The organism is Pseudomonas sp. OV546 (genome assembly GCF_900116845.1).
Lineage (GTDB): Bacteria > Pseudomonadota > Gammaproteobacteria > Pseudomonadales > Pseudomonadaceae > Aquipseudomonas > Aquipseudomonas petroselini.
This window is the reverse complement of sequence record NZ_FPCE01000001.1, coordinates 751,676-775,134: the sequence shown is the minus strand read 5'-3', so window position 1 is coordinate 775,134 and position 23,459 is coordinate 751,676. Positions and strand designations below refer to the sequence as shown.

General features: G+C 62.6%; 20 protein-coding genes. 7 read left to right on the top strand and 13 right to left on the bottom strand.

Annotated elements, in window-relative coordinates; translation table 11 throughout:
* Nucleotides 1-88 precede the first annotated feature (88 nt).
* On the bottom strand, nucleotides 89-1,057 hold the full coding sequence (locus BM403_RS32110) for a hypothetical protein (RefSeq protein WP_256577119.1): 969 nt from the start codon (nucleotides 1,055-1,057) through the stop codon (nucleotides 89-91).
* 150 nt (nucleotides 1,058-1,207) lie between these two features.
* Nucleotides 1,208-2,116, bottom strand: coding sequence for a LysR family transcriptional regulator (locus BM403_RS03670; protein ID WP_046036775.1), 909 nt, complete (start codon nucleotides 2,114-2,116; stop codon nucleotides 1,208-1,210).
* Nucleotides 2,117-2,320: 204 nt separating this feature from the next.
* Between BM403_RS03670 and BM403_RS03665 the strand changes: the two genes are divergently transcribed.
* Together BM403_RS03665 and BM403_RS03660 are read left to right on the top strand one after the other, a co-directional pair.
* Entirely contained in the window at nucleotides 2,321-2,719 is a 399-nt protein-coding gene (locus BM403_RS03665) for a helix-turn-helix domain-containing protein (RefSeq protein WP_043205510.1), read from the top strand.
* Between the two features lie 57 nt (nucleotides 2,720-2,776).
* Nucleotides 2,777-5,539, top strand: a complete 2,763-nt coding sequence (locus tag BM403_RS03660; RefSeq protein WP_093541611.1) for an ATP-binding protein — start codon at nucleotides 2,777-2,779, stop codon at nucleotides 5,537-5,539.
* Here the strand turns inward: BM403_RS03660 and BM403_RS03655 are convergent.
* Together BM403_RS03655 and BM403_RS03650 are read right to left on the bottom strand one after the other, a co-directional pair.
* Complete coding sequence (locus BM403_RS03655) at nucleotides 5,486-7,009, bottom strand: ATP-binding protein (protein ID WP_046036772.1); 1,524 nt, start codon at nucleotides 7,007-7,009, stop codon at nucleotides 5,486-5,488. The two genes, BM403_RS03660 and BM403_RS03655, sit on opposite strands and share 54 nt — an antisense overlap.
* A 95-nt stretch (nucleotides 7,010-7,104) precedes the next feature.
* Nucleotides 7,105-8,055 carry a GlxA family transcriptional regulator gene (locus BM403_RS03650; RefSeq protein WP_093541609.1) on the bottom strand — a complete coding sequence of 317 codons (951 nt, stop codon included), beginning with the start codon at nucleotides 8,053-8,055 and terminating at the stop codon, nucleotides 7,105-7,107.
* Between the two features lie 180 nt (nucleotides 8,056-8,235).
* Here BM403_RS03650 and BM403_RS03645 point away from each other — a divergent pair, with 180 nt between their 5' ends.
* Together BM403_RS03645 and BM403_RS03640 are read left to right on the top strand one after the other, a co-directional pair.
* Nucleotides 8,236-8,958, top strand: coding sequence for a pirin family protein (locus BM403_RS03645; RefSeq protein WP_046036771.1), 723 nt, complete (start codon nucleotides 8,236-8,238; stop codon nucleotides 8,956-8,958).
* A gap of 145 nt (nucleotides 8,959-9,103) precedes the next feature.
* Complete coding sequence (locus BM403_RS03640; RefSeq protein ID WP_093541607.1) at nucleotides 9,104-9,568, top strand: hypothetical protein; 465 nt, start codon at nucleotides 9,104-9,106, stop codon at nucleotides 9,566-9,568.
* Between the two features lie 170 nt (nucleotides 9,569-9,738).
* Here BM403_RS03640 and BM403_RS03635 read toward each other — a convergent pair whose 3' ends face one another.
* A complete protein-coding gene (locus BM403_RS03635) occupies nucleotides 9,739-10,698 on the bottom strand; it encodes a GlxA family transcriptional regulator (protein ID WP_046036770.1) in 960 nt (319 codons plus the stop codon).
* Nucleotides 10,699-10,807: 109 nt separating this feature from the next.
* Here BM403_RS03635 and BM403_RS03630 point away from each other — a divergent pair, with 109 nt between their 5' ends.
* On the top strand, nucleotides 10,808-11,350 hold the full coding sequence (locus tag BM403_RS03630) for an acyl-CoA thioesterase (protein WP_093541605.1): 543 nt from the start codon (nucleotides 10,808-10,810) through the stop codon (nucleotides 11,348-11,350).
* Between the two features lie 275 nt (nucleotides 11,351-11,625).
* Here BM403_RS03630 and BM403_RS03625 read toward each other — a convergent pair whose 3' ends face one another.
* The 5 genes from BM403_RS03625 to BM403_RS03605 form a co-directional block, all read right to left on the bottom strand.
* Nucleotides 11,626-12,414 (bottom strand): ABC transporter ATP-binding protein, encoded by a 789-nt coding sequence (locus BM403_RS03625; RefSeq protein ID WP_046036769.1) that lies wholly within the window; start codon nucleotides 12,412-12,414, stop codon nucleotides 11,626-11,628.
* Complete coding sequence (locus BM403_RS03620) at nucleotides 12,408-13,397, bottom strand: ABC transporter permease (protein WP_093541603.1); 990 nt, start codon at nucleotides 13,395-13,397, stop codon at nucleotides 12,408-12,410. Before BM403_RS03620 ends, BM403_RS03625 begins: the two co-directional genes overlap by 7 nt.
* Complete coding sequence (locus BM403_RS03615) at nucleotides 13,384-14,442, bottom strand: ABC transporter substrate-binding protein (RefSeq protein WP_046036768.1); 1,059 nt, start codon at nucleotides 14,440-14,442, stop codon at nucleotides 13,384-13,386. The genes BM403_RS03620 and BM403_RS03615 overlap by 14 nt, the downstream gene beginning before the upstream one ends.
* Before the next feature lie 216 nt (nucleotides 14,443-14,658).
* Entirely contained in the window at nucleotides 14,659-15,984 is a 1,326-nt protein-coding gene (locus tag BM403_RS03610) for an LLM class flavin-dependent oxidoreductase (RefSeq protein ID WP_012724861.1), read from the bottom strand.
* Nucleotides 15,981-16,919 (bottom strand): aliphatic sulfonate ABC transporter substrate-binding protein, encoded by a 939-nt coding sequence (locus tag BM403_RS03605; RefSeq protein WP_012724862.1) that lies wholly within the window; start codon nucleotides 16,917-16,919, stop codon nucleotides 15,981-15,983. The genes BM403_RS03610 and BM403_RS03605 overlap by 4 nt, the downstream gene beginning before the upstream one ends.
* Nucleotides 16,920-17,164: 245 nt before the next feature.
* Between BM403_RS03605 and BM403_RS03600 the strand changes: the two genes are divergently transcribed.
* Nucleotides 17,165-18,109, top strand: coding sequence for an aliphatic sulfonate ABC transporter substrate-binding protein (locus tag BM403_RS03600; protein WP_093541601.1), 945 nt, complete (start codon nucleotides 17,165-17,167; stop codon nucleotides 18,107-18,109).
* Nucleotides 18,110-18,844: 735 nt separating this feature from the next.
* Here BM403_RS03600 and BM403_RS03595 read toward each other — a convergent pair.
* Genes BM403_RS03595 through BM403_RS03585 form a run of 3 tightly spaced genes read right to left on the bottom strand, consistent with a single transcriptional unit; the run spans nucleotide 18,845 to nucleotide 22,084 of the window.
* Entirely contained in the window at nucleotides 18,845-20,320 is a 1,476-nt protein-coding gene (locus BM403_RS03595; RefSeq protein WP_093541599.1) for an FGGY family carbohydrate kinase, read from the bottom strand.
* 5 nt (nucleotides 20,321-20,325) lie between these two features.
* Nucleotides 20,326-21,258 carry a transketolase family protein gene (locus BM403_RS03590; RefSeq protein ID WP_093541597.1) on the bottom strand — a complete coding sequence of 311 codons (933 nt, stop codon included), beginning with the start codon at nucleotides 21,256-21,258 and terminating at the stop codon, nucleotides 20,326-20,328.
* On the bottom strand, nucleotides 21,248-22,084 hold the full coding sequence (locus BM403_RS03585; RefSeq protein ID WP_012724866.1) for a transketolase: 837 nt from the start codon (nucleotides 22,082-22,084) through the stop codon (nucleotides 21,248-21,250). The genes BM403_RS03590 and BM403_RS03585 overlap by 11 nt, the downstream gene beginning before the upstream one ends.
* Before the next feature lie 362 nt (nucleotides 22,085-22,446).
* Here BM403_RS03585 and BM403_RS03580 point away from each other — a divergent pair, with 362 nt between their 5' ends.
* Nucleotides 22,447-23,454, top strand: coding sequence for an ABC transporter permease (locus BM403_RS03580; RefSeq protein ID WP_012724867.1), 1,008 nt, complete (start codon nucleotides 22,447-22,449; stop codon nucleotides 23,452-23,454).
* Nucleotides 23,455-23,459: the final 5 nt, after the last annotated feature.

Genomic DNA, 23,459 nt, shown 5'->3' with positions numbered 1-23,459 from the left:
TGTTTGACGTGGCGGCTCGCGGGCCAATCGATTCGACAAGGCAAAAAAAACCGGAAGGCCGCAGGGGCCTTCCGGTTTTTGTTACGTGTCAGGCCTTAGCGCCGTAACCCGCGCCCTGAAACGTAAAATAGACTTCCTGACCTTTACCCGCCACTTTGGTAACTTCCTGATCACCGATCATCGCGTTTTTGTACCGACCATAGAACCCGTCACTCCTGACTTCACCCGCCTTGACCGTGCCGTCAGCCTCCGTCGTGAAGGGTGCGAAAAAACTGCCGCGCGTCGGTGCGATCTGGGAGCTTCGGCTGATATCGGCACCGTAGTGCTCGACAAACCCTGTGTTACTGGCCGCCAACACAAACTTCTGGTCGACATCAAGGTCTTCGACATGCTGCTTTACCCCAGGGTGAGCAGGGTCCGTGACATCCTGAATATAGCCCTTCAGCCTCTGGGGGTTGTCAGGGTCTCGGGTCACCGTCAGGTTATATTTATGACCAAACTCAAAATCGACCAGTGTGCTATTGCTGCCTCCTTCCCCCCCATCCGCCTCGGCACGGCCTTTGGGCGCACTGAAGTGCGAACCAAAGCCGGAAAACATCACCAGCGCCTTGCCATCCTGCCGTGGCTGAATCCCGATATAGCCGCCATCAAGAGATTTACCTTGCTCATTGCTTACGTCGAACAGCATCGCGTAATAAATCCCAGGGTCCTGGGCCGTCTTTCGTTGGAGCCCCTCGTCAATGATCATTGGAAACGTAATATTGTTCAGCCCGGAGCCGGCGACAGGAATTGAGTAACTCACAGCAAACAGCCCGTTGGGTGAGGTGGCCTCTTTCTTAATCTCAAGTTTCGGATCGTCGACCCTGTCTAACCTTGAGGCCTCAACCGTCCTCGACGATGAACCCGGCGTGGCTGCCACCTCTCTTCTTGAGCGCGTGACGGGTGTATCCGACGCGATCACAGGGCCGTTCGGTTGTTCCACCGGCGGCGGCACGGGAACATTAGGAGAAGGCTCAGCCACTGTTTGTGGGATAAATTGCGGTCTTTGAATATGCATATCAGCGACAAGCCTCCTCTGGAAAAGTTAACCCATGCTAGAAGGCCCTCACCCAAGCAGGCTGCCGGAAACAACGCTCGGAGGGACAAGACTTTGCTTAACGTCGATGCCGATCAGATTCAAATTATTGCGGCTGCCTGCCAACCACACCTAAAGCGCCCTCGACATATGCTCCGCAATCCGCCCCCGTAGCCAACGCTCCGCCGGATCATTGTCATGCACCCCGCTCCACACCATCGACAACTCCGCGGCATCAATGGCAAAGGGTGGGTCCTCCGCGCGTATCGCAGTGCCCTCGGTCAACGCACAGGCCGCATAATCCGGCACCGTCGCAATAATCTGCGTACCCGCGAGCAACGCCCGCAGCCCGCTGAACTGCGGCACCGCCAACACCACTCGCCGTGCCCGGCCGATACGCGCCAGGTCCAGGTCAATGTTGCCGCTCAAGTCCCCGGAAAACGACACCATCGCATGGGGCCGCTCGCAGTAGTCGTCCAGGGTCAGCGGCTCAACACCGTCATCCCCACGCAGTACCTTGCAAGGGATATCCCGCAGTTTCTTGCGCTTGGCATTCGCCGGCAATTCGGTGGTGTAGCTCACGCCCACCGTGATCTCGCCACTGGCCAATAACGACGACATCAACAGGTAATTGGCGCGGCGCACCACCACGACGATGCCTGGGGCTTCTTCGCGCAGTTGGCTGAGCAACGGCGGGAACAGGCCGAACTCGGCGTCGTCGGACAGGCCGATGCGGAACACTGCGCAGCTGGTAGACGGATCGAAATCCTTGGCGCGGCTGACGGCACCCGAAATGATGTCCATGGCCGGCTGCAACTCCTTGAGTATCGCCACGGCACGCGGCGTGGGCTCCATGCCCCGCCCGTTGCGCAGCAGCAATGGGTCGTCGAACAAATCGCGCAAGCGCCCCAGCGCCGCGCTCACCGCCGGTTGGCCCATAAAGAGTTTTTCGGCGACCCGGGTCAGGTTCTTTTCGAACATCAGCGCTTCGAAAATCACCAGCAGGTTCATGTCGACGCGGCGCAGGTCGTTGCGGTTCATGGTGGTATCCAAACGGTTGGCAAGCGCACAGGGAAGCACGCGGAGCGCTAGCGCGATTGCACGTCTGTGCTGTCTTTTCCGCGTACGTACCTGGCGAAATTAACAACGATTAACTCGTCAGCCAGGCGGTCCGGCAACAAGATTAGCGGCGTCTACACTGCACCCATTCACCGGGAACGCTCCCATCGACTGCGGATTTTCGTCATGGCCCGACTTGAGCAGCATGCTCCTCGCTTATCCGCTACCGGCGGCCTATGCCCCCGGCGCGAGCGTATCGCCAAGCAATTGATCCTCGCCAACCTCGGCGAAAGCCTGGCCATTGCCGACCTGGCCCAGGCCTGCGCGTTGTCGCGCAGCCATTTTTCCCGCGCGTTCAAGTGCACCACCGGGCTGTCGCCGCAGGAGTGGATTCGCGAGCAGCGCATCCAACGGGCCAAGGAACTGATCACCGGTTCGCGCCTGAGCCTGACGCAAATCAGCCTGGAATGCGGGTTTTGCGACCAGGCGCATTTCTGCCATATGTTCACCCGCAGCGAAGGGGTCAACCCGATGACCTGGCGAAATCACCAATTGCGTCACAAGCCTCAAGTGATTGCAGCCTAGTGGTCCGCACGTACCTGGAATATGCTGGCCGCTTCCCCCTCCACGAACAGGGTCCCCATGAGTGACCTCAGCGACCAGGCCGTGCATTTCGGCCCCTACCGCATCCACCCGCGCCAACGCCTGGTGCTGGAGGCGGGTCGTCCGTTGCGGCTGGGGCGGCGTGCGGTGGATATCCTGATGATCCTGCTGGAGCAGGCCGGCAATGTGGTGAGCAAGCAAGAGTTGATCGCCCGTGTCTGGCCCAAAAGCGTGGTGGAAGATGGCAACCTGCGAGTGCACATGGCAGCCTTGCGCAAGGCCTTGGGCGATGGCCAGGCCGGGCAGCGCTATATCGTCACCGTGGCCCAGCGTGGCTACAGTTTTGTTGCGCCACTGAGCATCGAGCCGATGACGCTACCCGCCGAGGGCGCCCCCCAACGCCCGTGCCACAACCTGCCGTTGCGCCGCACCCGCATGATCGGCCGCCAGGCCCTGATCGACAGCCTGGTGCAGAACCTGCCCGCGCAACGCTTTATCACCCTGACAGGCGCCGGCGGCATCGGCAAGACCACCGTCGCCCTGCGCGTGGCGGAATTGCTGATCGGGCATTACCGCGACGGTATACGCCTGCTGGACCTGGCGCCGCTCAGCGCGGCGTCGATGATCCTGCCCAATCTCGCCGCCCTGCTCGACCTAACCCACGCAGAACAAGAGCCGCTGGTCACGTTTGCGCGCAGCCTGCAGGAGCGCCAGTTGCTGCTGGTGATCGACAACTGCGAGCACCTGCTGGACGACATCGCCCTGATCAGCGAAACCCTGCTGCGCCACGCGCCCCGCTTGCACATCCTGGCCACCAGCCGCGAGGCCTTGCGCGCCGAGGGCGAGTACGTGCAGCGCCTGGAACCGCTGGCCTGCCCTCCGGCCACCGGCAACCGCGCCCAGGCGCTGGGCTACCCGGCCCTGCAACTGTTGATCGAGCGGGCCATGTCCCATCAGGACAGCTTTGAATTAAGTGAAGCCGAACTGCCACTGGCGATTGATATCTGCCAACGCCTGGACGGCATCCCCCTGGCCATCGAGTTGGTCGCGGCGCAGATCGAACGCTTTGGCCTGCCCGGACTGCTGGTGCAGATGGAGGACAATTTCCGCTTGCTCACCCGTGGCAGGCGCAACGCGCTGCCCCGCCATCAAACCCTGCGCGCCACGCTGGACTGGAGCTTTGAGCTGCTGACGGCCTGCGAGCAGATCTGCCTGCGCCGGCTGGCGGTATTCCGGGGCGGGTTCAGCCTGGCCAGCGCGGCGGCGGTGATCGCCGGGGAAGAGGTCGCACCCGCCGAGGTGCTGGGTTCAATCACCCAGTTGGTCGCCAAGTCCTTGCTCAATGTGGAGGTCGGTGATGACGAGATGGTCTATCGCCTGCTGGATATCACGCGCACCTACGCCCTGGAAAAACTCAGCGTCGCCGATGAGCTCGATGCCACCCGCGGGCGCCATGCCGAGCGCTGCCTGGCGCTGATGGAGCAAGCGCGCGAGGACTGGCAATTGATCGCCACCCAACCCTGGATCGACCGCTATGCGCCGCTGCGTGAAGACATCCGCTCGGCCCTCGACTGGGGGCTCGCGCAAGGGGGCGAACACTTGCTGGCAATCCGCTTGACGGTCAGCGCCATGCCACTGTGGCAAGAGTTGTCGTTACTCAGGGAGCACCGTTTGTATGTGGACCAGGCGTTGGCGCTGATGAGCCGGGCCGCCTCGCCCTGCCCGCGCTTGACGATGCAACTGCAATTGGCGCTGGGCAGCCTGTCCTATCACGCCATGGGCGGTGCCCCGCAGACCATCGCCGCGTTTGTCAGCGCCCGGCGTCTGGCCGAGGAGCGCCAGGACGTCGCGGGTCAATTGCGCGCGGTCTCCGGGCATATGGCGGTGAACCTGTGTGCAGGCCTGTATCGCCAGGCGCTGGCGCAGAGCGAGCAGTTCGATCGCCTCGACCCGCGCACCGACCCGCAACTGGACGTCAGTGCCCAGCGCCTGCGCGTACTGGCGCAGCACTACAACGGCAATCAGGCGCTCGCCCGGCACAATGCTGAGCAAGTGATCCAACGCATGGCGCACAGCGGCCACCTTAATCGGTTCGCCCACGGCATTGGCGTGCAATACGACCAGAGCGTGGCCTCACTGACGGTGTTGGCGCGGATCCTGTGGCTGCAGGGTTTTCCCGAGCAAGCCTGGCGTACCGCCAGCCAGGCGTTGGCGTTGGCGCTGCAGATCAATCACGGCACCTCCATCTGCTACACCCTGGCCCTGGCAGGCGTGGTCATCGCCCGTTACAACGGTGACGAGCACGCTGCCCAGAGCCTGCAAGCGTTGCTGCTGGAACACGCGCACAAGCACTCGGTGCAGTTATTTCAGACCTGGGCGGGGCACTATGCCGGCATCCTGGGGCACCACGATCTGCAAGGCTTGGGGCTGATCGAGGACATCCTGATCACGCTGGGTGCACACGCCGTCGATGACCCAGGGTTTGAACGCGCACGCACGGGCGGCGCGGGCTGGTGCGCAGCGGAAATCCTGCGGGTACGCGCCGCAAGCATCGCGGATCCCCGTGCGAGCGAAACGCTGCTGCTCGACGCCCTCGGGCTGGCGCACCAGCAAGGCGCACTGGCCTGGGAGCTACGCTGCGCGACGTCGTTGGCGCAGCTGTGGCAGACCCAAGGTCGCCTGCAGGCTGCACGCGACGTGCTGGGTTCGGTCCATGCGCGCTTTACCGAAGGCTTTGCCACCCCGGACCTAGTCCGCGTACGCCGCCTGCTCGACGAGTTGCAAGACAAACGGCCGGCCTGAGAACGGCCCCAAGTAATGCCCATCGCCCTGCTGCAACCGTGCCACCTGCACCGGGTCACGCAGGTGGGCCAGCGCATAGCTGCGCACGCAGTTGAGCAGGCGATAACGCGAATGGCCCGGGCCGGGTTCAAGGGTCAGCAATGAGGTATCCACCAGACGCCCCAGCAGGTAGGACAGGTCGGCATGTTCCAGCTCCGAGCCAGCGACCAGCTCGCTCAGGGTGGGTAAGGTCACCGCCATCTTGAACAACCCCAATTGCAAGAACAGCCAGCGCTCCGGCAGGCTCAGCCGCTGGTAGGTCCAGTCCAGGGCTGCGATCAGCGATTGGTGACGCTCCACCGCCGTGCGACGGCCTCGGGTCAGCACCTGCAAACCCTTGCACAGTTGCTGCTGCAAGCCACGCACGCCCAGGGCATCCACTTGGGCCGCGGCCAGCTCCAGTGCGAGAGGGAGACCATCGAGGCGTCGGCAGATATCACGCAGCGGCGCCAAGTCCTGGAGCCGCAACACAAACCCCTGTTGCCCGGCGCTTGCCCGCGCCACGAACAGTTGTACAGCCGGGTAGGCCATGGCGTGTTCGACACTGCCCAGCGCCGACGGTGCAGGCACCGCCAACCGGGGCACGCGTTGCACCCATTCGCCCGGGACATTCAAGGCTTCACGACTGCTGAGCAGCACGCTGACATGGGGGGCTGTTTCACGTAGCACGCGCACCAGGTGCCGGCAGGCGCCGAGCAGCAAGTCGGCACCATCCAGCACCAGCAATAGCTGACGGGAGGCCAATTGACGGCACAGCTGTGTGGCGTTGGCGCTGGGTTCAAGGTGCAGCGCCGTGGCCAGGTGGCGCAGCATGGTTATCGGCGCCTCCACCGTGGCCAGGTCGACCCACCACACGCCGTCCCGGTAACGCGGCAATACCCGTTCGGCCAACGCCAGGGCCAGGGTACTCTTGCCGACACCGGCGCACCCGGTCAGGGTCATCAGGTAATGCCCGGACAGGCGTCGCGCGAGTACGCCCAACAACGCCTCACAGCCGATCACCGCACTGAGGCGTGCCGCCAGGTTGTGTCGGGGTGTCATGGCGGGCATGGCCCCCTGCACCTTGGCGGCGAAGCAATAGCCACGCAGGGGATCGTTGAGGATATAGCGTTGCCCATCGAGGGCGCGGCGCAGTGCCGCAATGTGCACACGCAGGTTGTTTTCTTCCACCACGCTGTCCGGCCACACACGCTCGATCAAGGTGGACTTGCTGACGTACTGCCCGGGCGTTTCCAACAGCACCGCGAGGATATCCAGCGCACGCCCACCCAGAGGCACCGGCAAGCCTATCTTGCTGACCAACCGCTGTTGCCGGTGAAAGGCATAGATGCCGAAGCGCACCGTGCCATCAACGTCAATCGCCTGAGGGTTGTTCATGTCTGTCATCGCGCTGAAACACCCGGCCTTGGGCGCCTGCGCATCCTTTTCCATGGGCTTGACGCTATCTTGCCAGCTACCAATGACAGGACAATGCTGGCACGGGGAGCGATACGGACAATCGAGTGCGCCAGACGGACATTCTGTCGTTAACTGAACTGTTGTCGGTACTGGGTCGGGTTGAGACCGAGTTTTTCACTGAACAGAAAGCGCATATGCCGCACGCTGCCGAAGCCTGCGTGGAAGGCCACGGTCTTGAGCGGCAGGTCGGTGGACTCCAGCAACTGCCGGGCACGGTCGATGCGCGCGCCTTGCAGGAAGGCCATCGGCGTCATCTGCACCTCCCTGGCAAACAACCGTGCAAAGTGGCGAGCGCTCATGCCGGCCAGCTCAGCCATGGATTCGATGGTGAACGGCTGGTGCAGGTGCGCCAGCACGTGGTTCTGCACGCGGGTGATCGCGGTTTCCTGGGGTGCCACGGCAGCCGTCATCGGGCTGAACTGCGCTTGGCCGCCCTGGCGCTTCATCACCACCAGCAGCACCTTGGCCACTTCCACCGCGACTTGCTTGCCGTGGTCCTGGGCAACGATCGATAACGCCAGGTCGATCCCGGCCGTCACCCCGCCCGAGGTGATCAGCCGCCCGTCCTGCAGGTAAATGCGATCGGTCTCGACGATCGCCTTGGGGAAGGCCTTGATCAGCCGCTCGGTGTAGTGCCAGTGGGTGGTCACACGGTGATTGTCCAGCAGGCCGGCATGCCCGAGCACAAAGGCACCGGTGCAGATCGAACCAAAGCGTGTGGCGCGAGGTGCAGCCTCTTTGAGCCACGGCAACAACGCGGGGTGGCATTCGTTGTAGGCGCCGGGGCCACCGGGAACGAGTAACAGGTCGTAGGCGTCGTGCGCCTGGTCCAGCAACAGGTCGGCCTGCACCACGACGCCATTGGAGGCACGCAAGGGGCCAGGCTCGGTGCCGAGGGTGAGGATCTGGTAATGCGCCGCCGCCGGCAGGTAGCGGTTAGCAATCGAAAACACTTCCAGCGGCCCGGCCATGTCGAGCAGGAGGAAGTCCGGAAACAGCGCCATGGCCACGGTTTTCATAAACACAAAGATCCATCGAGAAAGAATGCGGCGGGCATTATGACACGTTCGAAACTGTCAACTCAGATGAGACAGTTATTCAGTTTTTATCTTCTTAATGAATTCTGCAGTAACCATTAATCTTCTTCTCAACGCAGGAGCCCTGCATCTCGCAGCCCGCGCCCACTTGAGGACAAGACCATGCTGACTCTTCGCAAAGCTTCCGAACGCGGCGCCGCCAATCACGGTTGGTTGAAGTCGTTCCACACCTTCTCGTTCGCCAACTACTGGAACCCGAATGAACAGGGTTTTTCCGACCTGCTGGTGATCAACGATGACCGCGTCGCCGCCGGTAAAGGCTTCGGCCAGCACCCGCACCGCGACATGGAGATTTTCTCCTATGTGCTTGAAGGCGCGCTGGAACACAAGGACACCCTCGGCACCGGTTCGGTGATCCGCCCTGGCGATGTGCAACTGATGAGCGCCGGCAGCGGCGTGGCCCACAGCGAGTTCAACCACAGCCAGAGCCGTGGCGTGCACTTCCTGCAAATCTGGATCGTGCCTGCCGTGGCCGGCGCCGAACCGCGCTATCAGCAGGAGCACTTCAGCGAGGCGCAGAAACGTGGACGCTTGCAGTTGATCATCTCGCCGGACGGCAACGACGGTTCCCTCAGCGTGCGCCAGGACGCACGGGTATATGCCGGGCTGTTCAACGGTGACGAAACCGCCACCCTCGACCTGCCGCCGGATCGCCATGTGTACATCCATGTGGCCCAGGGCAGCGTTGAAGTCAACGGCCAGCGCTTGCAGGAAGGCGATGGCGCCCGAGTGCGGGATGAGCGGCAGATCCGCCTGAGCCAGGGCGAGGACGCCGAAGTGCTGGTGTTCGACCTGCGCCCGCAGGAACTGCCGCAGATGCCATGACGGGCGCTGCGATGGCCCCGAGTACCGGGCCATCGCTGGCATCGATAGTCACCATCAGCGCAATGAAGTTCTCTAAAAAAATGCAACGCGTAACATCAAACCCATAACAGCAACATCCCAACTAAAACACTCGGAGCACACTCTCATGAAACGCCAAATCTTGCTTAGCCTCGCTTTCTCGGTACTCGCTGCAAACGCATTTGCTCACCCTGTTGTCGCTGAAGGCGGTGCGGATCGCCTGATCGAAAGTCGTGTGGCAGAGGGTGGCGCCGACCGCCTGCAAGGCAACCGCGTAGCCGAAGGGGGTTCCGACCGCCTGCTGGAACGCCGTGTCGCTGAAGGTGGTGCTGATCGTCTGCAGGAACGTGGTCTGGCTGAAGGCGGTGCTGATCGTCTGCAGGAACGTGGCCTGGCTGAAGGCGGTGCTGATCGTCTGCAGGAACGTGGTCTGGCTGAAGGCGGTGCTGATCGTCTGCAGGAACGTGGTCTGGCTGAAGGCGGTGCTGATCGTCTGCAGGAACGTGGTCTGGCTGAAGGCGGTGCTGATCGTCTGCAGGAACGTGGTCTGGCTGAAGGCGGTGCTGATCGTCTGCAGGGCAACAACGCATAATCCCGCACTGTTTGCGGGAACCCCAAACCGGCCTGATCAGCCGGTTTTTTTTCGTCTGTTATTTCTCCCCACAGCGCCGCCTTGGCGATCGGTTGCCGCGTTTCGATACGCTGTGGTGAGGGCGTTTTTGGTCGCGTGTATCGAGGGCGAAGCGCAGCTGCGTCGCTGAATCAAACCGGATGGGCGAGGAATTTCTTGCGATACGCCGCCGGCAACAGCCCCACCCGCTGCTGGAACAGGCGCCGGAAAGAGTTGCTGTCTTCGTAACCCACCGCGTAGGTGATACTTTCCAGCGTCATGCGGGTCGACTCAAGCATCTGCTTGGCCCGTTCCAGGCGCAGGGTTTGCAGGTAGGCAATCGGCGTATAGCCGGTGGCCTCCTTGAAGCGCCGCTTGAAGTTGCGCACGCCAAAACCGAAGCGCTGGGCGACCGCGTCGATGACCAGCGGCTCGGCGAAGTGCTGCTCCAGCCAGTGCTGTACCCGCAGGATCTCGCCGTCGCCATGGCTTTTGGGCAGCGACCACATGGCGTACACCGACTGTTCGCTGCGCACAGTATCGATCAACAGGTATTTGCCACAGGTGTGGGCCAGTTCCGGCGAGCCGAAACGCCGAATCAGGTGCAGCATCAAGTCCATCGCCGCACTGGCGCCACCGCAGGTAATCACGCGATTTTCTTCACACAGAAGCTGCGCGTCATCCAGGCTCACGTCCGCGTAGCGACGCCGGAACAGCTCGGCGAACGCCCAGTGGGTGGTGGCGCGCAGGCCTTGCAGCACACCGGTTTCGGCCAGTAAGAACGTCGCGGTACACATCGAAGCCAACACCGCGCCGCGTGCATGCTGCTCGCGCAACCAGGGGCCGTAGGCGGGAAAGCTCGGCAGGGCTTCTTTCAAGGTGAACAGAAAACCTGGGATCAGCACCAGGTCGGTCTGCGCGATCTGCGTCACCGCGCGGTCCACCTGCAAGCGCTGGCCGCCCCAAGCCTCCACGGCCTGGCCGTCCAGGGAGGCGACCACGACTTCAAAAGGTGGGCTGTCGGCAAACAGGTTGGCGGCGCTGAGCATCTCCAACGCCAGGGTGGCGCTGGCGGTGGAACAACGTTCAGCCAGGAGCAAGGTGATGTGCATAAAAGAAACCCGGATTGCGCTTTTCGCATGTAATAAGTCATTTGCGCACCTACCTTAGCCGATTCCGCGCCCTTACAGTGCAGCCATTAATCAACTACCTGGCGTGTTTATGAATCTCTGGTTTCGCTTGCTCTTCATGCTGTCCCGGCGCCCCTGGCGCAAACCGGCCCATGGCCTGGCCACCACCGTGGTGCGCATGCGCGTCTGGCCGCTGGACCTGGATCTCAACCGGCACGTCACCAATGGCCGCTACTTTTCCCTGGCGGATGTTGCACGCATGGATTTCGTGTTGCGCACCGGCGCGTTTCGCGTGGCGTTGCGCAATAAGGCGCTGCCGATCGTGGGCGATACCTGGGGCAAGTTCCGCCGCGAGTTGAAGCTGTTTGAAGTGTTCGAGGTGCACACCCGCATGCTCGGCTGGGACCATAAGTGGAGCCTGATGGAACACCGCTTTGTCAGCAACGGCCGCGTGGTCGGCGTGGTGGTCATGCGCGGGCTCTTCCGTTCGGCCAAAGGCACCCTGCCCCCGAGTGATTTTGTGCGCGAGCTGGGTTTGGATGAGACGTCGCCGCCAATGCCGCAATGGCTCAGCGACTGGGCGCACAGCTGTGATCAGATGAGTGTGCAGTTGCGGGGGGAGCAGCAGGCGTGAGGGCGGGCGGTTAACGAGCGCCTGTCTGTTTTTTCAAGTGGGCTTCGGCGTCCTCCCTGGCAATGTACAGAAAGCCTTTGCCCTCTTGCACCTTGAACAGCACCTTCATGGCGACGCCTTTTCCAGATCATTGCGGGCGGTATTTTCCGAAATATCATAGTCATGGGTAAGCTCCTTGGGCGTGAAGATGCGCCCAGGGTGCTGCAGCACTTTCTTTTCTGAAAATTGAGTTGATCGTTGCGCGCTCGCTTCAGCGTGTCAAGGCTTATACCCTTTCACCAACTCTCCCCCAGCCCCAGCAGGCCCAGTATCTGCCGTCGCAGGTCAACCAGATAAGGATCATCCCGGTGCCGTGGGTAAGGCCGGTCAATCGTCAATTGCGCCTGGATCTTGGCCGGACGGTCGCTGAACACGATCACGCGATTGGCCAGCAGCAACGCTTCTTCCACATCGTGGGTGACCAGCAGGGCCGTATAGCCCTGGCGTTGCCACAGGTCGATCAGTTCTTTTTGCATGGCGATGCGGGTCAGGGAGTCGAGCTTGCCCAGGGGCTCGTCGAGGATCAGCAGGCGCGGTTGGTTGACCAGCGCACGCGCCAGCGCCACCCGTTGCGCCATGCCGCCGGACAACTGCCGCGGATACGCACGGGCGAACTGACTGAGGCCGACTTTTTCCAGGGCCTCGTCGACCTTGGCCGAATGGGTCTTGAGCAGGCCCTGGGCTTCCAGGCCGATGGCGACGTTGTCCCACACGCGGCGCCACGGGTACAGGGTCGGGTCCTGGAACACCACCACGCGGCTCGGGTCCGGGCCGGTGATGGCTTCACCGTCGGCCAGCAACCGGCCGGAGTCCGCCGGTTCCAGGCCGGCCACCAGGCGCAGCAAGGTGGACTTGCCGCAGCCCGAAGGCCCAAGCAGTGCCACAAACTCGCCCGGTGCCACGTCAAGGGACACCCGCTCCAACACCGGCAGGTGTTGGCCATCCAGGGCGAAGCCATGGCTGAGGTTGTCTATGCGCAGCGCCAAGCCTTCCGATGCCAATACCGCGTGTGCCAGGGCTACCATTTCATTGATCCTTTCTGCCAGGCCAGCAACCGGTCACGCACCAGGAACAACCCAGTGATCAACCCCGAACAGGCGAGTGCCATGATCAGTAATGCGGCATACATGTTTGCGTAGGCGGCCCACCCTTGGGCCCATTGCAGGTACCAGCCGATGCCGGACTTAACCCCCATCATTTCTGCCACCACCAAGGTCGAAAACGACGCGCCCAGTCCCATGAACAGGCCGACAAAGACGTGGGGCAACGCGGCGGGAATCGCCACCTTGAAAATCAGGAAACCTTGCTTGGCGCCCAGGGTGCGTGCCACGTCGTAATAGGCTTTGTCCACGCTCGCCACGCCGGACCACGTGAGCACCGTGACCGGAAACCAGGTGGCCAGGGCGATCAGAAACACGCTGGCACTCCAACTGCTCGGAAACAGGAAAAAACACAGTGGCAACAGCGCCGTCGACGGCACCGGGCCGAGGATGCGCAGCACCGGGTGCAGCCAATAGCCGATGCGCGTGGACCAACCGATGGCCACGCCAGCGATAAACCCGGTGATCGCACCGAGGGCCACGCCCGAGCCCAGCAACAACGCCGAATGCAGCAGGCTGTCGGCCAGCCGGGCGTAATCTTCGATGTACACCGCCAGCAAGGCCTGGGGCGGCGCGAAAAACGGCACCGGCAACAGCGCCAGCTTGGCGGTGAGCAATTCCCAGAGGCCCAGCAGCAGCGGCAAGGCGATCAGCCAGGGACCGGCATTGCGCAGGCGCAGGCCCAGTCTGGAGACTCTGCGCCCCAGCAGGCTCAGCACGAGGAACAGCACCGCGACACCCACGCACAGATTGGCCAGGCCTTGGGTTATCGGCCAATGGCGTGTCGCGTTGGGCCAGTAGCTGATCAACAGTGCAACGGCCAGCCAGGCCGTCACCACGGCGGCGCCCTGCCACGCGACCTTCAAGGTCAGCGGTGGGTTGAGGGTGGTTGCGTCAGCTGAAGACATCGGCGGTGATCTCCTTGGCAAACGCCAGCGGGTCGGTGCTCTTGCTGATCACTTCGACGGTTTTCAGGTCGGTCACGTAGGTAAGGATCTCCTGGGTCAACGCCGCGCCCACCGCGTGATGCCCGTGGGTATGGTCGTGAAGGATCGCCTGCACTTCCTCCACCGACGTGTTCAGCGCATGGGCCTGGAAGCCCTTGGCAACCTCCTCCGGGTGCTGCACAGAATAGTCGTGGGCCTCCAGAATCGCCTGGGTCAGCGCCGCGACCACGCGCTTCTCTTCACGCACCAGTTTGCCGGTGACACCGACCACGCAGCAGCTGAGGTTGGCGTATTCCTCCACCAGGTTGGTGGACAACTCACGCGCCACACCGGACTTGATCAGGCGGTACATGAACGGGTCGCTGCCGCTCACCGCCTGCACTTCGCCGCGCTCCAGCGCAGTGCCGAGCAAGTCGGCGGGATACAGGCGCCACTCGACATCGCGCACCGGGTCCACACCGTGTTTTTTCAGCAGGATCGAGAAGAAATTGCGGTCCGGGCTGGCCATGTCGGTCACGCCGATGGCCTTACCCTTAAGGTCTTCCAGCGTGGTCACACCGCCCTTCGCGGCACTGAGCAAGCGCAGGCAGCCGCCGTGAGTGCCGGCGGTGAGCTTCACATCAAAGCCCTGTTCCAGGGCCTTGAGCCAACGCAGCGCCATGCCCACGCCCGCATCGGCCTTGCCGGTGGCGATGGCCTCGAGCAACACCTCGGTAGAGTTGCCGAAGTTGACCAACTCCACGTCCAGGTTGTGCTTGGTGAAGAAGCCTTGGCCATGGGCGATGACCACCGGGGCCAGGCACACGGCGTTGAGGTTGACCGCTAGTTTCAACTTGCGCGGGGCGTCGAGGCGGATGAACTCACCGGTGCCGGTGGGCTCTTGTGACGTGTTGTGGCCGGCGTGTTCGTCGGCGGCGAACCCCAGGCGTGGCAGCGACAGGCTGGCCAGGGTGATGCCGGCCAGGCCCAATAAACGGCGACGGGTTAAATGATCGAAATCAGCCATGCGAAATATCCCTTTTATCAACTCAGTAATGAAGCCCGCTCACCGTTCTTTGTAGTGAGCGGGCTTGCTGTGGTGAGCGGGCCTGCCCCGCGCTGGGCTGCGAAGCGGCCCTAAAACCAAACACCACGTGTTACCTGAAAGAACGCGGCGATCTTAGTGGGGCCGCTTCGCAGCCCAGCGCGGGGCAAGCCCGCTCACTACAGGATGAATAACCGCTCAACCCTGCAGCTCGGCCAGGCCCAGGTGCTCGCGCAGCGTCGACCCTGCATACGCGGTGCGAAACAAGCCCTTGCGCTGCAAATGCGGAATCACGCTCTCGACAAACTCGGTAAACGACCCCGGCAGGTACCCCGGAGAGATCACAAACCCGTCGCAACCGCCCTGCTCAAACAGCTCGGCCAATTGATCGGCAATCTGCGCCCCGGTGCCCACCAATTGCGGCACGCGCACGCTGCTGGCGAAGATGCGCCCCAGCTGTTCCAGAGTGGTTTGCGGGCCTTGCATCAAGAGCTTTTCCGCGGCGGCCGGAGGGATCAGCGGCGACTGGGCAATCTCGGCCAGCGTCGCCGACAGCGGGAATGGCGACAGGTCCACATTCAGCTGCGAAGCCAGTGTCACCAGCCCCAACTCCGGCCGGGCCAACGCGTTGTGCTGATCGCGCTTGGCGCGGGCCTCGGCTTCGCTGCCGCCAATGAACGGCATCACCGCCGTCAGCACTTTGCAGCTGTCGGCGTCACGGCCTTGCTGCACCACTTGGGCGCGCACGTCATCACGGAACGCACGCATCGCCGCCAAATGCGGATGGATGGTGAAGATCGCCTCGGCCCAACGCGCGCCGAAGCGCCGCCCACGGCCTGACGAACCGGCCTGGATCAGCACCGGTCGGCCCTGGGGCGTGCGCGGAATATTCAGCGGGCCTTCAACCTTGAACCATTCGCCCTGGTGCTGCACCGAACGGATCAACTCCGGGTCCGCCAGCACGCCGCTTTCGCGATCCAGCTTCAGCGCGTCCTTGCCCCAGCTGTTCCACAGTTTCAGCGCGACTTCGACAAACTCATCGGCACGGTCGTAGCGCAGGTCGTGCTCCAGGTGCTTGTCCTTGCCGAACAGGCGCCCTTCGCTGTCGTTCATCGAAGTGACGATATTCCACGCCGCGCGGCCCTTGGACAGGTGGTCCAGGGTGGCGAATTCACGGGCGATGTGCGCCGGTTCGTAATAAGTGGTGGACCGCGTCGCGCCCAGGCCCAGCTTGCTGGTTTTGCCGACCAGGTAAGAGAGGATCGGCAACGGGTCCAGGCGCGTGGCGTCCTGGGCGCCATAGCGCAAGGCGAACGCGCGGGAGCCGCCCATTTGATCGCCCACCGCGAGGCGGTCGGCGAAGAACAGGAAGTCGAATAGCCCTTCCTCCACCACCTTGGCCACTCGTGCGTAGTACTCGGGGTCGAGGTAATTGCCGACGGTTTCCGGGTGGCGCCACACCGCATGGCTGTGCACCACCGGCCCACTCAACAGGAACGCGGATAAATGGATTTGGCGGCTCATGGCTTGGGTGTCCACACGCTGATGGCGCTGACCTTCAACGGCTTGGGAATCAGCTTGGCGGTGTAGTAGGTGTCGGCGATGCGCTGCTGCTCGGCGAGGTTTTCCACCTTGACCGGAATGATGTCGTAGCTGCGTCGGCTATTGGCGCGCTCCACGGTGGCCGGGGCGATATTGCCCCACAGCGGGCCGAGGATGTCGGCGGCTTCCTTGGGGTGGGCCTTCACCCATTGGCCGGTCTCGCGCAGGGTGTCGAAGGTCACCTGCAACACGTCCGGGTGGGCCTTGGCGAACTTAGTCGTGGCCAGGTAGAAACGGTTGTAGTCGGCCAGGCCGTCCTTGCCGTCGGCGATCACACGCACGTGGTGATCCAGTTGCTGGGAGGCGAGGAACGGGTCCCAGATCACCCAGGCGTCGACACTGCCATTGGCGAAGGCCGCGCCACCGTCCGGTGCTTCCAGATAGCGCGGGGTGATATCGGCCAGGGTCAGCCCGGCCTTTTTCAAGGCGGAAATCAGCAGGAAGTTACTGCCCGAGCCCTTGGACACCGCGACGGTCTTGCCCTTGAGGTCGGCGATGCTGTGGATCGGCGACTGGTCCTGAACGATGATCGCCTGGGCGCCCGGCGATGAGTTTTCCTGGGCGTAATAGGTCAGCGGTGCATCGGCGGCCTGGGTGAACAGCGCGAAGGCGTCGGCCACATCGGCGTGCAGGTCGACGCTGCCGGCGTTCAACGAGCTGAGCAGGCCGGTGCTGAATTCATGCCAGTTGACGGTGAATCCCAAGGGCTTGAGGCGCTGCTCCAACTGGCCGTTCTGCTTGAGCAAAATCCACAAGGTGGACGAGCGTTGGTAACTGATGTCCAGGGTTTGCTCGGCATGGGCCACCGCAGCGGCGAACAGCAAACTGGCGGCGACGATTAGTTTCTTGAACGTCATGAAAGGCCTTGGCGTGGGTGAGAAGAAGACAGCTGCATATGCCAAAAAACCGCGCAGGGCCTGGCAGTAAAGTTAATTCGATTATATTAATGACGAGAAATTATGAAAGAACCCTATAATTCTATCGTTATGCCCAATTCGTCAGAACGCGGAAAAAGCGCCCTAAGCTAAGATCCAAAGAGTATTTAACGAATGGTTTTTAGAACTTTAAGCTCAGGGCTATTTTGTTAGAGATCGAGCTCATCATGTCCCTACGTCGCCCCCTCGCCGCCGTCCTCGGGTTGCTGGCCTTTACCGTCGCAGTCAGTGCGCAGGCCCAGGAAACCGTGCGCATCGGTTACCAGAAATCCTCGACCCTGATCACCCTGCTCAAAACCCAGGGCACCCTGGAAAAAGCCCTCAAGGCCGACAACATCGACGTGAGCTGGCACGAGTTCCCCAGCGGCCTGCCGCTGCTGGAAGCGTTGAACGTGGGCAACGTCGACATCAGCGCCGACGTGGCCGACACCGTGCCGATCTTCGCCCAGGCGGCCCAGGCCAAGCTCACCTACTTCGCCCAGGAAGCGCCCTCGCCTTCCGCCCAGGCCATCGTGGTGCGCAAGGACTCACCGATCCAGCAGCTGGCGGACCTCAAGGGCAAAAAGATCGCAGTGACCAAGGCGGCCGGCACGCACTACCTGCTGATCGCCGCGCTGACCAAGGCGGGGCTGGCCTTTTCGGATATCGAGCCGGCCTACCTGTCACCCGCCGACGGTCGCGCAGCGTTCGAGAACAACAAGGTCGACGCCTGGGTCACCTGGGAGCCCTTCCTCACCAGCGTGCAACGTCAACTGCCGACACGCACCCTGGCGGACGGCACGGGGCTGGCCAGCTACAAGCGTTACTACCTGACCGGCACGCCGTACGCCAAGGCGCATCCAGACGTGTTGAACGTGGTGTATGCACAGCTGGAAAAGGCCGGCCAATGGGTGAAAACCCACCCGCAAGACGCGGCCAACGTGCTTGGCCCGCTGTGGGGCAACCTGGATGTGGCCACGGTTGAAGCAGCCAATGCGCACCGCAGTTATCAGGTGCAACCGGTGACGATCGATCAGTTGGGCGAGCAGCAGAAAATCGCCGATGCATTCTTCAAGGCAGGGCTGTTGCCCAAGGCCGTGGACGCCAAGGATGTACAAACCTGGAAGCCTTGAGGCCGTAACCGGTAACCACGATGCGAAGCGAGCAGCTCTTGATCTTGATCCGGCTTTTGATCTCAGGCGCCCCGTCAAACACGCTGGCCGGAATTCGACAGGGATTTGGGGGGTAAACCGGCAGGGATGCCGGTTTAGCCGCCCCGCGCCATGGATGGCGCGTGGCGGCGGCCCCCCAAATCAATGTCGGATTACGGGCACACCGAGCGTGAGCGAGGTGCCGAGTGTTGGGGCAAGAGCGTTTTGCTTACTTTTGCGCTTTTCAAAAGTGAGCCGCCGTAAGGGCGGAACCCATAGCAGCCGTTACCTAAATAACGGATATGTACCCGGTCTGATCCAACATCCTGGTCGTCTGCCAGCCCGCCAGCGGGAGCAAGCTCCCTCGCCACAGGTCCAGCGCCATAGCCAGAATTGTGTAGATACCGATGCCCCGATGGCGCTGAATCAGTCACCTGATGAATCGGCTGACACACCGCTATCGGGGGCAAGCCCCCTCCCACATTTGCATCGCGGTCTAACCGTTAGATGGCGCTCGGCTGTCGGGCAGCCAGCGGGAGCAAGCTCCCTCGCCACAGGTCCAGCGCCATAGCCAGAGTGGTGTAGATACCGAGGCCCCGATGGCGCTGAATCAGTCACCTGATGAATCGACTGACACACCGCTATCGGGGGCAAGCCCCCTCCCACATTTGGATCGCGGTCTAACCGTTAGATGGAGCGGGAGCAAACGCCTACACGTCACAACAGTGTCCGAGCCAGCGCCTTTTTCCACGCTGAATAACGCCCCGCCATCGCGCAATCATCCTGCGGCTCAAACCGCTCCCGCTGCCGCTCCAGCGCGCCCAGCGCTTCATCACTCACCCACACCCCCAACGCCCTCCCCGCCAGGTGCGCCGCGCCCAGCGCCGAGACCTCCGGCGACAGGCTGCGCACCACCGGGCGTTGCAACAGGTTAGCCAAAAACTGCATCAACCAACGGTTGCGCGTCGCGCCGCCGTCCACCCACAGCTCCTTCAACGGGCTGCCGATGTCCTGCTGCATGGCCTCGAAGACATCCCGGATCTGATACCCAATCGACTCCAGCGACGCCCGCAGGATATGCGCGCCGGAAGTGACCTCGGTCAGCCCGCAGATCAAGCCACGTGCATCCGCCTGCCAGTGTGGCGCGCCCAGCCCGGACAGCGCCGGCACAAAATACACGCCACCGTTGTCGGGTAGTTGCGCGGCCTGCTCGGTGAGCACATCCAGGGATTCCCCCGCCACCAGGCGCGAAGCCCACTGCACGGCGGCGCCGGTGTGGACGATGTTGCCTTCCATACCGAACGTCGGTTGGCCGCCGTCATGCCAGGCCAGGGTGGTGGACAGCCCGTGCGTCGAGGCAATCGGGCCGCCCATGGGCGTCATCAACGACGAGCCGGTGCCGAGCGTCGCTTTCACCAGCCCCGGCGCAAAACCGCCCTGCCCGTACAGCGCAGCGTGGGAGTCACCGATCATCGACATCACCGGGATGCCGGCGGGCAAACCACCCGCCGCGACGGTTTCCGCAAAAAAGCCGGCGCTCGGCTGGATGGGCGCCAATGCGGCCAGTGGAATCTGGAACAGGTCCAACAGCACCGGGTCCCAGGCACAGGTGTGCAGGTTGAACAGTTGAGTGCGCGCCGCGTTGGAGTAGTCGGTGGCGAACACCTGACCGCCGCTGAGCTTCCACAGCAGCCAGCTGTCCACCGTGCCCAGGCAGATATCGCCGGCGGCGGCGCGTGCGTGGCCATCCTCAAGGTGGTCGAGAATCCAGCGGAACTTGCCTGCCGAGAACATCGGGTCCAACGCCAAGCCGGTTTTGTCCAGAATCAGTGCCTCATGCCCCTGCTCATGCAACTGGGCACACAACGCGGTGGAGCGTCGGCATTGCCAACTGATGCACGGCGACAGCGCTTCGCCGGTATGCCGGTCCCAGGCCACCACCGATTCACGCTGGTTGCTGATCGCCAGCGCGGTGATCGGCCGGTCCACTTGGGCCAGGCATTCTTCGATGGCGGCCAGGGTGCTGTACCAGATCAGCAGCGGGTCCTGCTCGGAAAACCCCGGCTGCGGATGGGTGATGCTCAGCGGCCGCGAGCCCCGCGCAATCACCTGCCCGCGTTCGTTGACCAGCACCGCCTTGGCATTGCTGGTGCCTTCATCTATCGCCAGGATCAGCGGAGTGTTATTCGTCATCGCCTTCACCGCAACCGAGTGGCAGCCGCCACAATCCCAGCCGCGTCGATGTTATGCAAGGCGCGGGTCGGTTCACGGGCGCCGGCGGCGGCATATTCGCCATCACCAATACCCAAGCGCACCAGGGCAATGCCCAGCCCGGCTTCGGCCAGCACTTCGGCGACCAGGCTGCCGACGCCACCGTTGATATTGTGTTCCTCGACGGTGATAACCGCCCGCGTGCCACTCAGGGCGCTAAGCAAGACGTCACGCTGCAACGGCCGGATCGACGACAGGTTGATCACCTGCGCCTGGATGCCCTGCTCCGCGAGAACCCGTGCCGCGTCCACCGCTTCATGCACCACCGAGCCCAGGGCGACGATGCTCACGTCCGCGCCCTGCCGCAGGATATCCACCTGCCCCGGCACGAATTGATAGTCGCCCGTATGCACGTCCGGCAAGGCCTTGCCGTCGAGACGGATATACACCGGGCCGTGGTAGCGCAGCGCATAGTCGACGATCTGCCGGCATTCAATCGCGTCGGCCGGGGCGAAAATCTGCACATTGCCAAAGCCGCGCATCACCGAGATATCGTCGAGGCTGTGGTGCGTGCTGGCCAACGGGCCATAATTGGCGCCGGCATTCAGGCCGAACATTTTGACGTTGGCCTGGTTGTAGCAAACGTCGACTTTGATCTGCTCGTTGGCGCGCGAAATCAGGAACGGCGCCGCGTTGCAGGTCGCGGCGATCTTGCCGCCCAGGGCCAGGCCGGCGGCGACGCTGACCAGCGACTGCTCGGCAATGCCGACATTGATCAACCGCTCGGGAAAACGCTGCGCAAACGGGCCGATCTTGGCCGTGGAGGTGGAGTCGCTGACCACCGGCACCACGTCCAGTCCGGCATCGACGGCAGCAATAAAGGCCTCCACCATGACGCTCGCCAGATGTTCACTCGCCATGACTCAACTCCTCCAGTGCCGCGTTGATTTCATCACCCTTGGGCACGCGGTGGTGCCATTCGGGACGGGCTTCGATAAACGACACGCCCTTGCCTTTGATGGTGTGCGCGATCAGCACCTGGGGCACGCCGGTCTTGGCCTGCATGCTTTCCAAGGCTTCGATCAACTGGCCCACGTCGTTGCCGTCGCACTCGCTGACACGGAAGCCGAAGGCCGCCCATTTCACGTCCAATGGGTCGAGGGGCATGATCTCGGCCGTCAACCCCGCCAGTTGCAACTTGTTCTTGTCGACGATCACGAACAGGTTATCCAGGCCGTACTTGGCGGCAGCCATCGCCGCTTCCCAGTTGGAGCCTTCGGCCAGTTCACCGTCGCCGGTCAGCACGTAGATGCGTTTTTTGCTGCCGGACATCTTCGCCGCCAACGCCAGCCCTACCGCCACCGGCAAGCCGTGGCCGAGGGCACCGGTGTTCAGTTCGATGCCGGGGGTTTTCTGCCGCACCGGGTGGCCCGGCAGGTGGGAGTTGAAGTGTTGGTAGGTGGGCAGCCAGTCCACGGGAATGTAGCCCGCCTGCGCCAGGCAGCAGTACAAGCCGCCGACACCGTGGCCCTTGCTCTGGATATAGATATCGCGCTCAGGGTCTTCGATACGCTCCGGCCCGGTATTGAGAATGCGGAAATACAGGGTGGCGAGGATATCGGTTTCCGAAAGATCGGCCCCGGTGTGGCCACCGGCCGGTGAGTCGGCATTCAGGCGGATCACATGGCGCCGGATCAGGCGGGCCTGTTCTTTGATCTGGTGGGCGTCGTACTGGAAGGCATTCATGCAGCGGCTCCTTTGAGGCTGACCACGCGGGGGTGAACGTGTGCAAAGCTGTGTTTGAATATTTATTCAGCAATGACAATATATTTCTATTTAGACGCCGAACGTTCAGCAGGTCAAGTGAATGACCGGTGGAAAAATGAAATAAAAACGGGAAATACCCCTCGGACAAACGGCCAAAATCCCACGCGCGCTTATCTATCCCGTGGCTTTGCGCGGGGTGAAAGTGGCGCCCTAGAGGCATATTGGAAAAATTAAGCGCTTGACTTTGACACGGTGTCACTGGAATCTGAATTAACAGTCAAGCACGCATAAATATTCAACGCGCTTGAAAGCACTCCAAAAAAATAAATCAGGAGAACACTGTGGACGCCAAAGCTATTGTCCAGCACCCGGCCGAACTCAAGCCGCCCCACCGCCCACGGTTGGTGAAACTGCTCCCCAGCAATATCGGCGGCCCGCTGATCGGCCTGGTGCTGCTGGTGCTGGTCTTCTCCTTCAGTTCCGAATTCTTCTTCTCGCTGCGCAATGGCCTGAACATTCTTGATCAGGTCACGGTGCTGGGCATCCTTGCGATCGGCATGACCGCCGTGATCGTGATCGGCGGCATCGACCTGTCGGTCGGCTCGGTGCTGGCCTTCTCGATGATGATGCTCGGTTGGCTTTACCAGGATCAGGCGGTGCCGCTGGGCTTTGCGATTCCCATCTCGATTGCCAGCGGCATGCTTGCGGGGCTGGTGTCCGGCGGCTTGATCACCTACGCCAAGCTGCCCCCCTTCATTGCCACGCTAACCATGATGTCGGTGGCGCGTGGCCTGGCGAACATCCTCACCGAAGGCCGGCAGATCGTCGGCTACCCGGACTGGTTCACCAGCCTGGCCACGGTGCGTCACTTTGGGTTTCTGTCGGCAACCGTCGGGCTGTTCCTGGTGATGCTGGTGGTGGCCTGGGTGTTCCTGCGCTTTCGCGCTGGCGGCCGTAACCTGTATGCCATGGGCGGCAGCCCGGAAGTGGCGCGCCTGTCCGGCATCAAGGTGCGCGCGATCACCCTGTGGGTGTACGCCATCAGCGGTGCGCTGGCCGGTATCGCCGCCGTGACCCTGGCGGCACGCCTGGACTCTTCGCAACCCAGCGCCGGGCTGAGCCTGGAACTGGACGCCATCGCCGCCGTGGTGATTGGCGGCGCCAGCCTCAGCGGCGGCGTCGGCAGCATCGGCGGCACCCTGGTCGGTGTGCTGATCATTGGCGTGTTGCGCAATGGTCTGAACCTGCTCGGTGTTTCGCCCTTTATTCAACAAGTGGTGATCGGCGTGGTCATCGCCCTCGCCGTCACCATCGATACCCTGCGACGCCGCTCCAGCACTGCCCGTTAAACCTG

Excerpts from the sequence above, each read along its gene's own strand:
- BM403_RS03595 (WP_093541599.1), bottom strand. The coding sequence starts at position 20,320 with ATGACGAATAACACTCCGCTGATCCTGGCGATAGATGAAGGCACCAGC.
- BM403_RS03645 (WP_046036771.1), top strand. The coding sequence starts at position 8,236 with ATGCTGACTCTTCGCAAAGCTTCCGAACGCGGCGCCGCCAATCACGGT.
- BM403_RS32110 (WP_256577119.1), bottom strand. The coding sequence starts at position 1,057 with ATGCATATTCAAAGACCGCAATTTATCCCACAAACAGTGGCTGAGCCT.
- BM403_RS03625 (WP_046036769.1), bottom strand. The coding sequence starts at position 12,414 with ATGGTAGCCCTGGCACACGCGGTATTGGCATCGGAAGGCTTGGCGCTG.
- BM403_RS03655 (WP_046036772.1), bottom strand. The coding sequence starts at position 7,009 with ATGGAAAAGGATGCGCAGGCGCCCAAGGCCGGGTGTTTCAGCGCGATG.
- BM403_RS03630 (WP_093541605.1), top strand. The coding sequence starts at position 10,808 with ATGAATCTCTGGTTTCGCTTGCTCTTCATGCTGTCCCGGCGCCCCTGG.
- BM403_RS03660 (WP_093541611.1), top strand. The coding sequence starts at position 2,777 with ATGAGTGACCTCAGCGACCAGGCCGTGCATTTCGGCCCCTACCGCATC.
- BM403_RS03605 (WP_012724862.1), bottom strand. The coding sequence starts at position 16,919 with ATGACGTTCAAGAAACTAATCGTCGCCGCCAGTTTGCTGTTCGCCGCT.
- BM403_RS03665 (WP_043205510.1), top strand. The coding sequence starts at position 2,321 with ATGGCCCGACTTGAGCAGCATGCTCCTCGCTTATCCGCTACCGGCGGC.
- BM403_RS03600 (WP_093541601.1), top strand. The coding sequence starts at position 17,165 with ATGTCCCTACGTCGCCCCCTCGCCGCCGTCCTCGGGTTGCTGGCCTTT.
- BM403_RS03640 (WP_093541607.1), top strand. The coding sequence starts at position 9,104 with ATGAAACGCCAAATCTTGCTTAGCCTCGCTTTCTCGGTACTCGCTGCA.
- BM403_RS03670 (WP_046036775.1), bottom strand. The coding sequence starts at position 2,116 with ATGAACCGCAACGACCTGCGCCGCGTCGACATGAACCTGCTGGTGATT.
- BM403_RS03650 (WP_093541609.1), bottom strand. The coding sequence starts at position 8,055 with ATGAAAACCGTGGCCATGGCGCTGTTTCCGGACTTCCTCCTGCTCGAC.
- BM403_RS03610 (WP_012724861.1), bottom strand. The coding sequence starts at position 15,984 with ATGAGCCGCCAAATCCATTTATCCGCGTTCCTGTTGAGTGGGCCGGTG.
- BM403_RS03585 (WP_012724866.1), bottom strand. The coding sequence starts at position 22,084 with ATGAATGCCTTCCAGTACGACGCCCACCAGATCAAAGAACAGGCCCGC.
- BM403_RS03635 (WP_046036770.1), bottom strand. The coding sequence starts at position 10,698 with ATGCACATCACCTTGCTCCTGGCTGAACGTTGTTCCACCGCCAGCGCC.
- BM403_RS03590 (WP_093541597.1), bottom strand. The coding sequence starts at position 21,258 with ATGGCGAGTGAACATCTGGCGAGCGTCATGGTGGAGGCCTTTATTGCT.
- BM403_RS03620 (WP_093541603.1), bottom strand. The coding sequence starts at position 13,397 with ATGTCTTCAGCTGACGCAACCACCCTCAACCCACCGCTGACCTTGAAG.
- BM403_RS03615 (WP_046036768.1), bottom strand. The coding sequence starts at position 14,442 with ATGGCTGATTTCGATCATTTAACCCGTCGCCGTTTATTGGGCCTGGCC.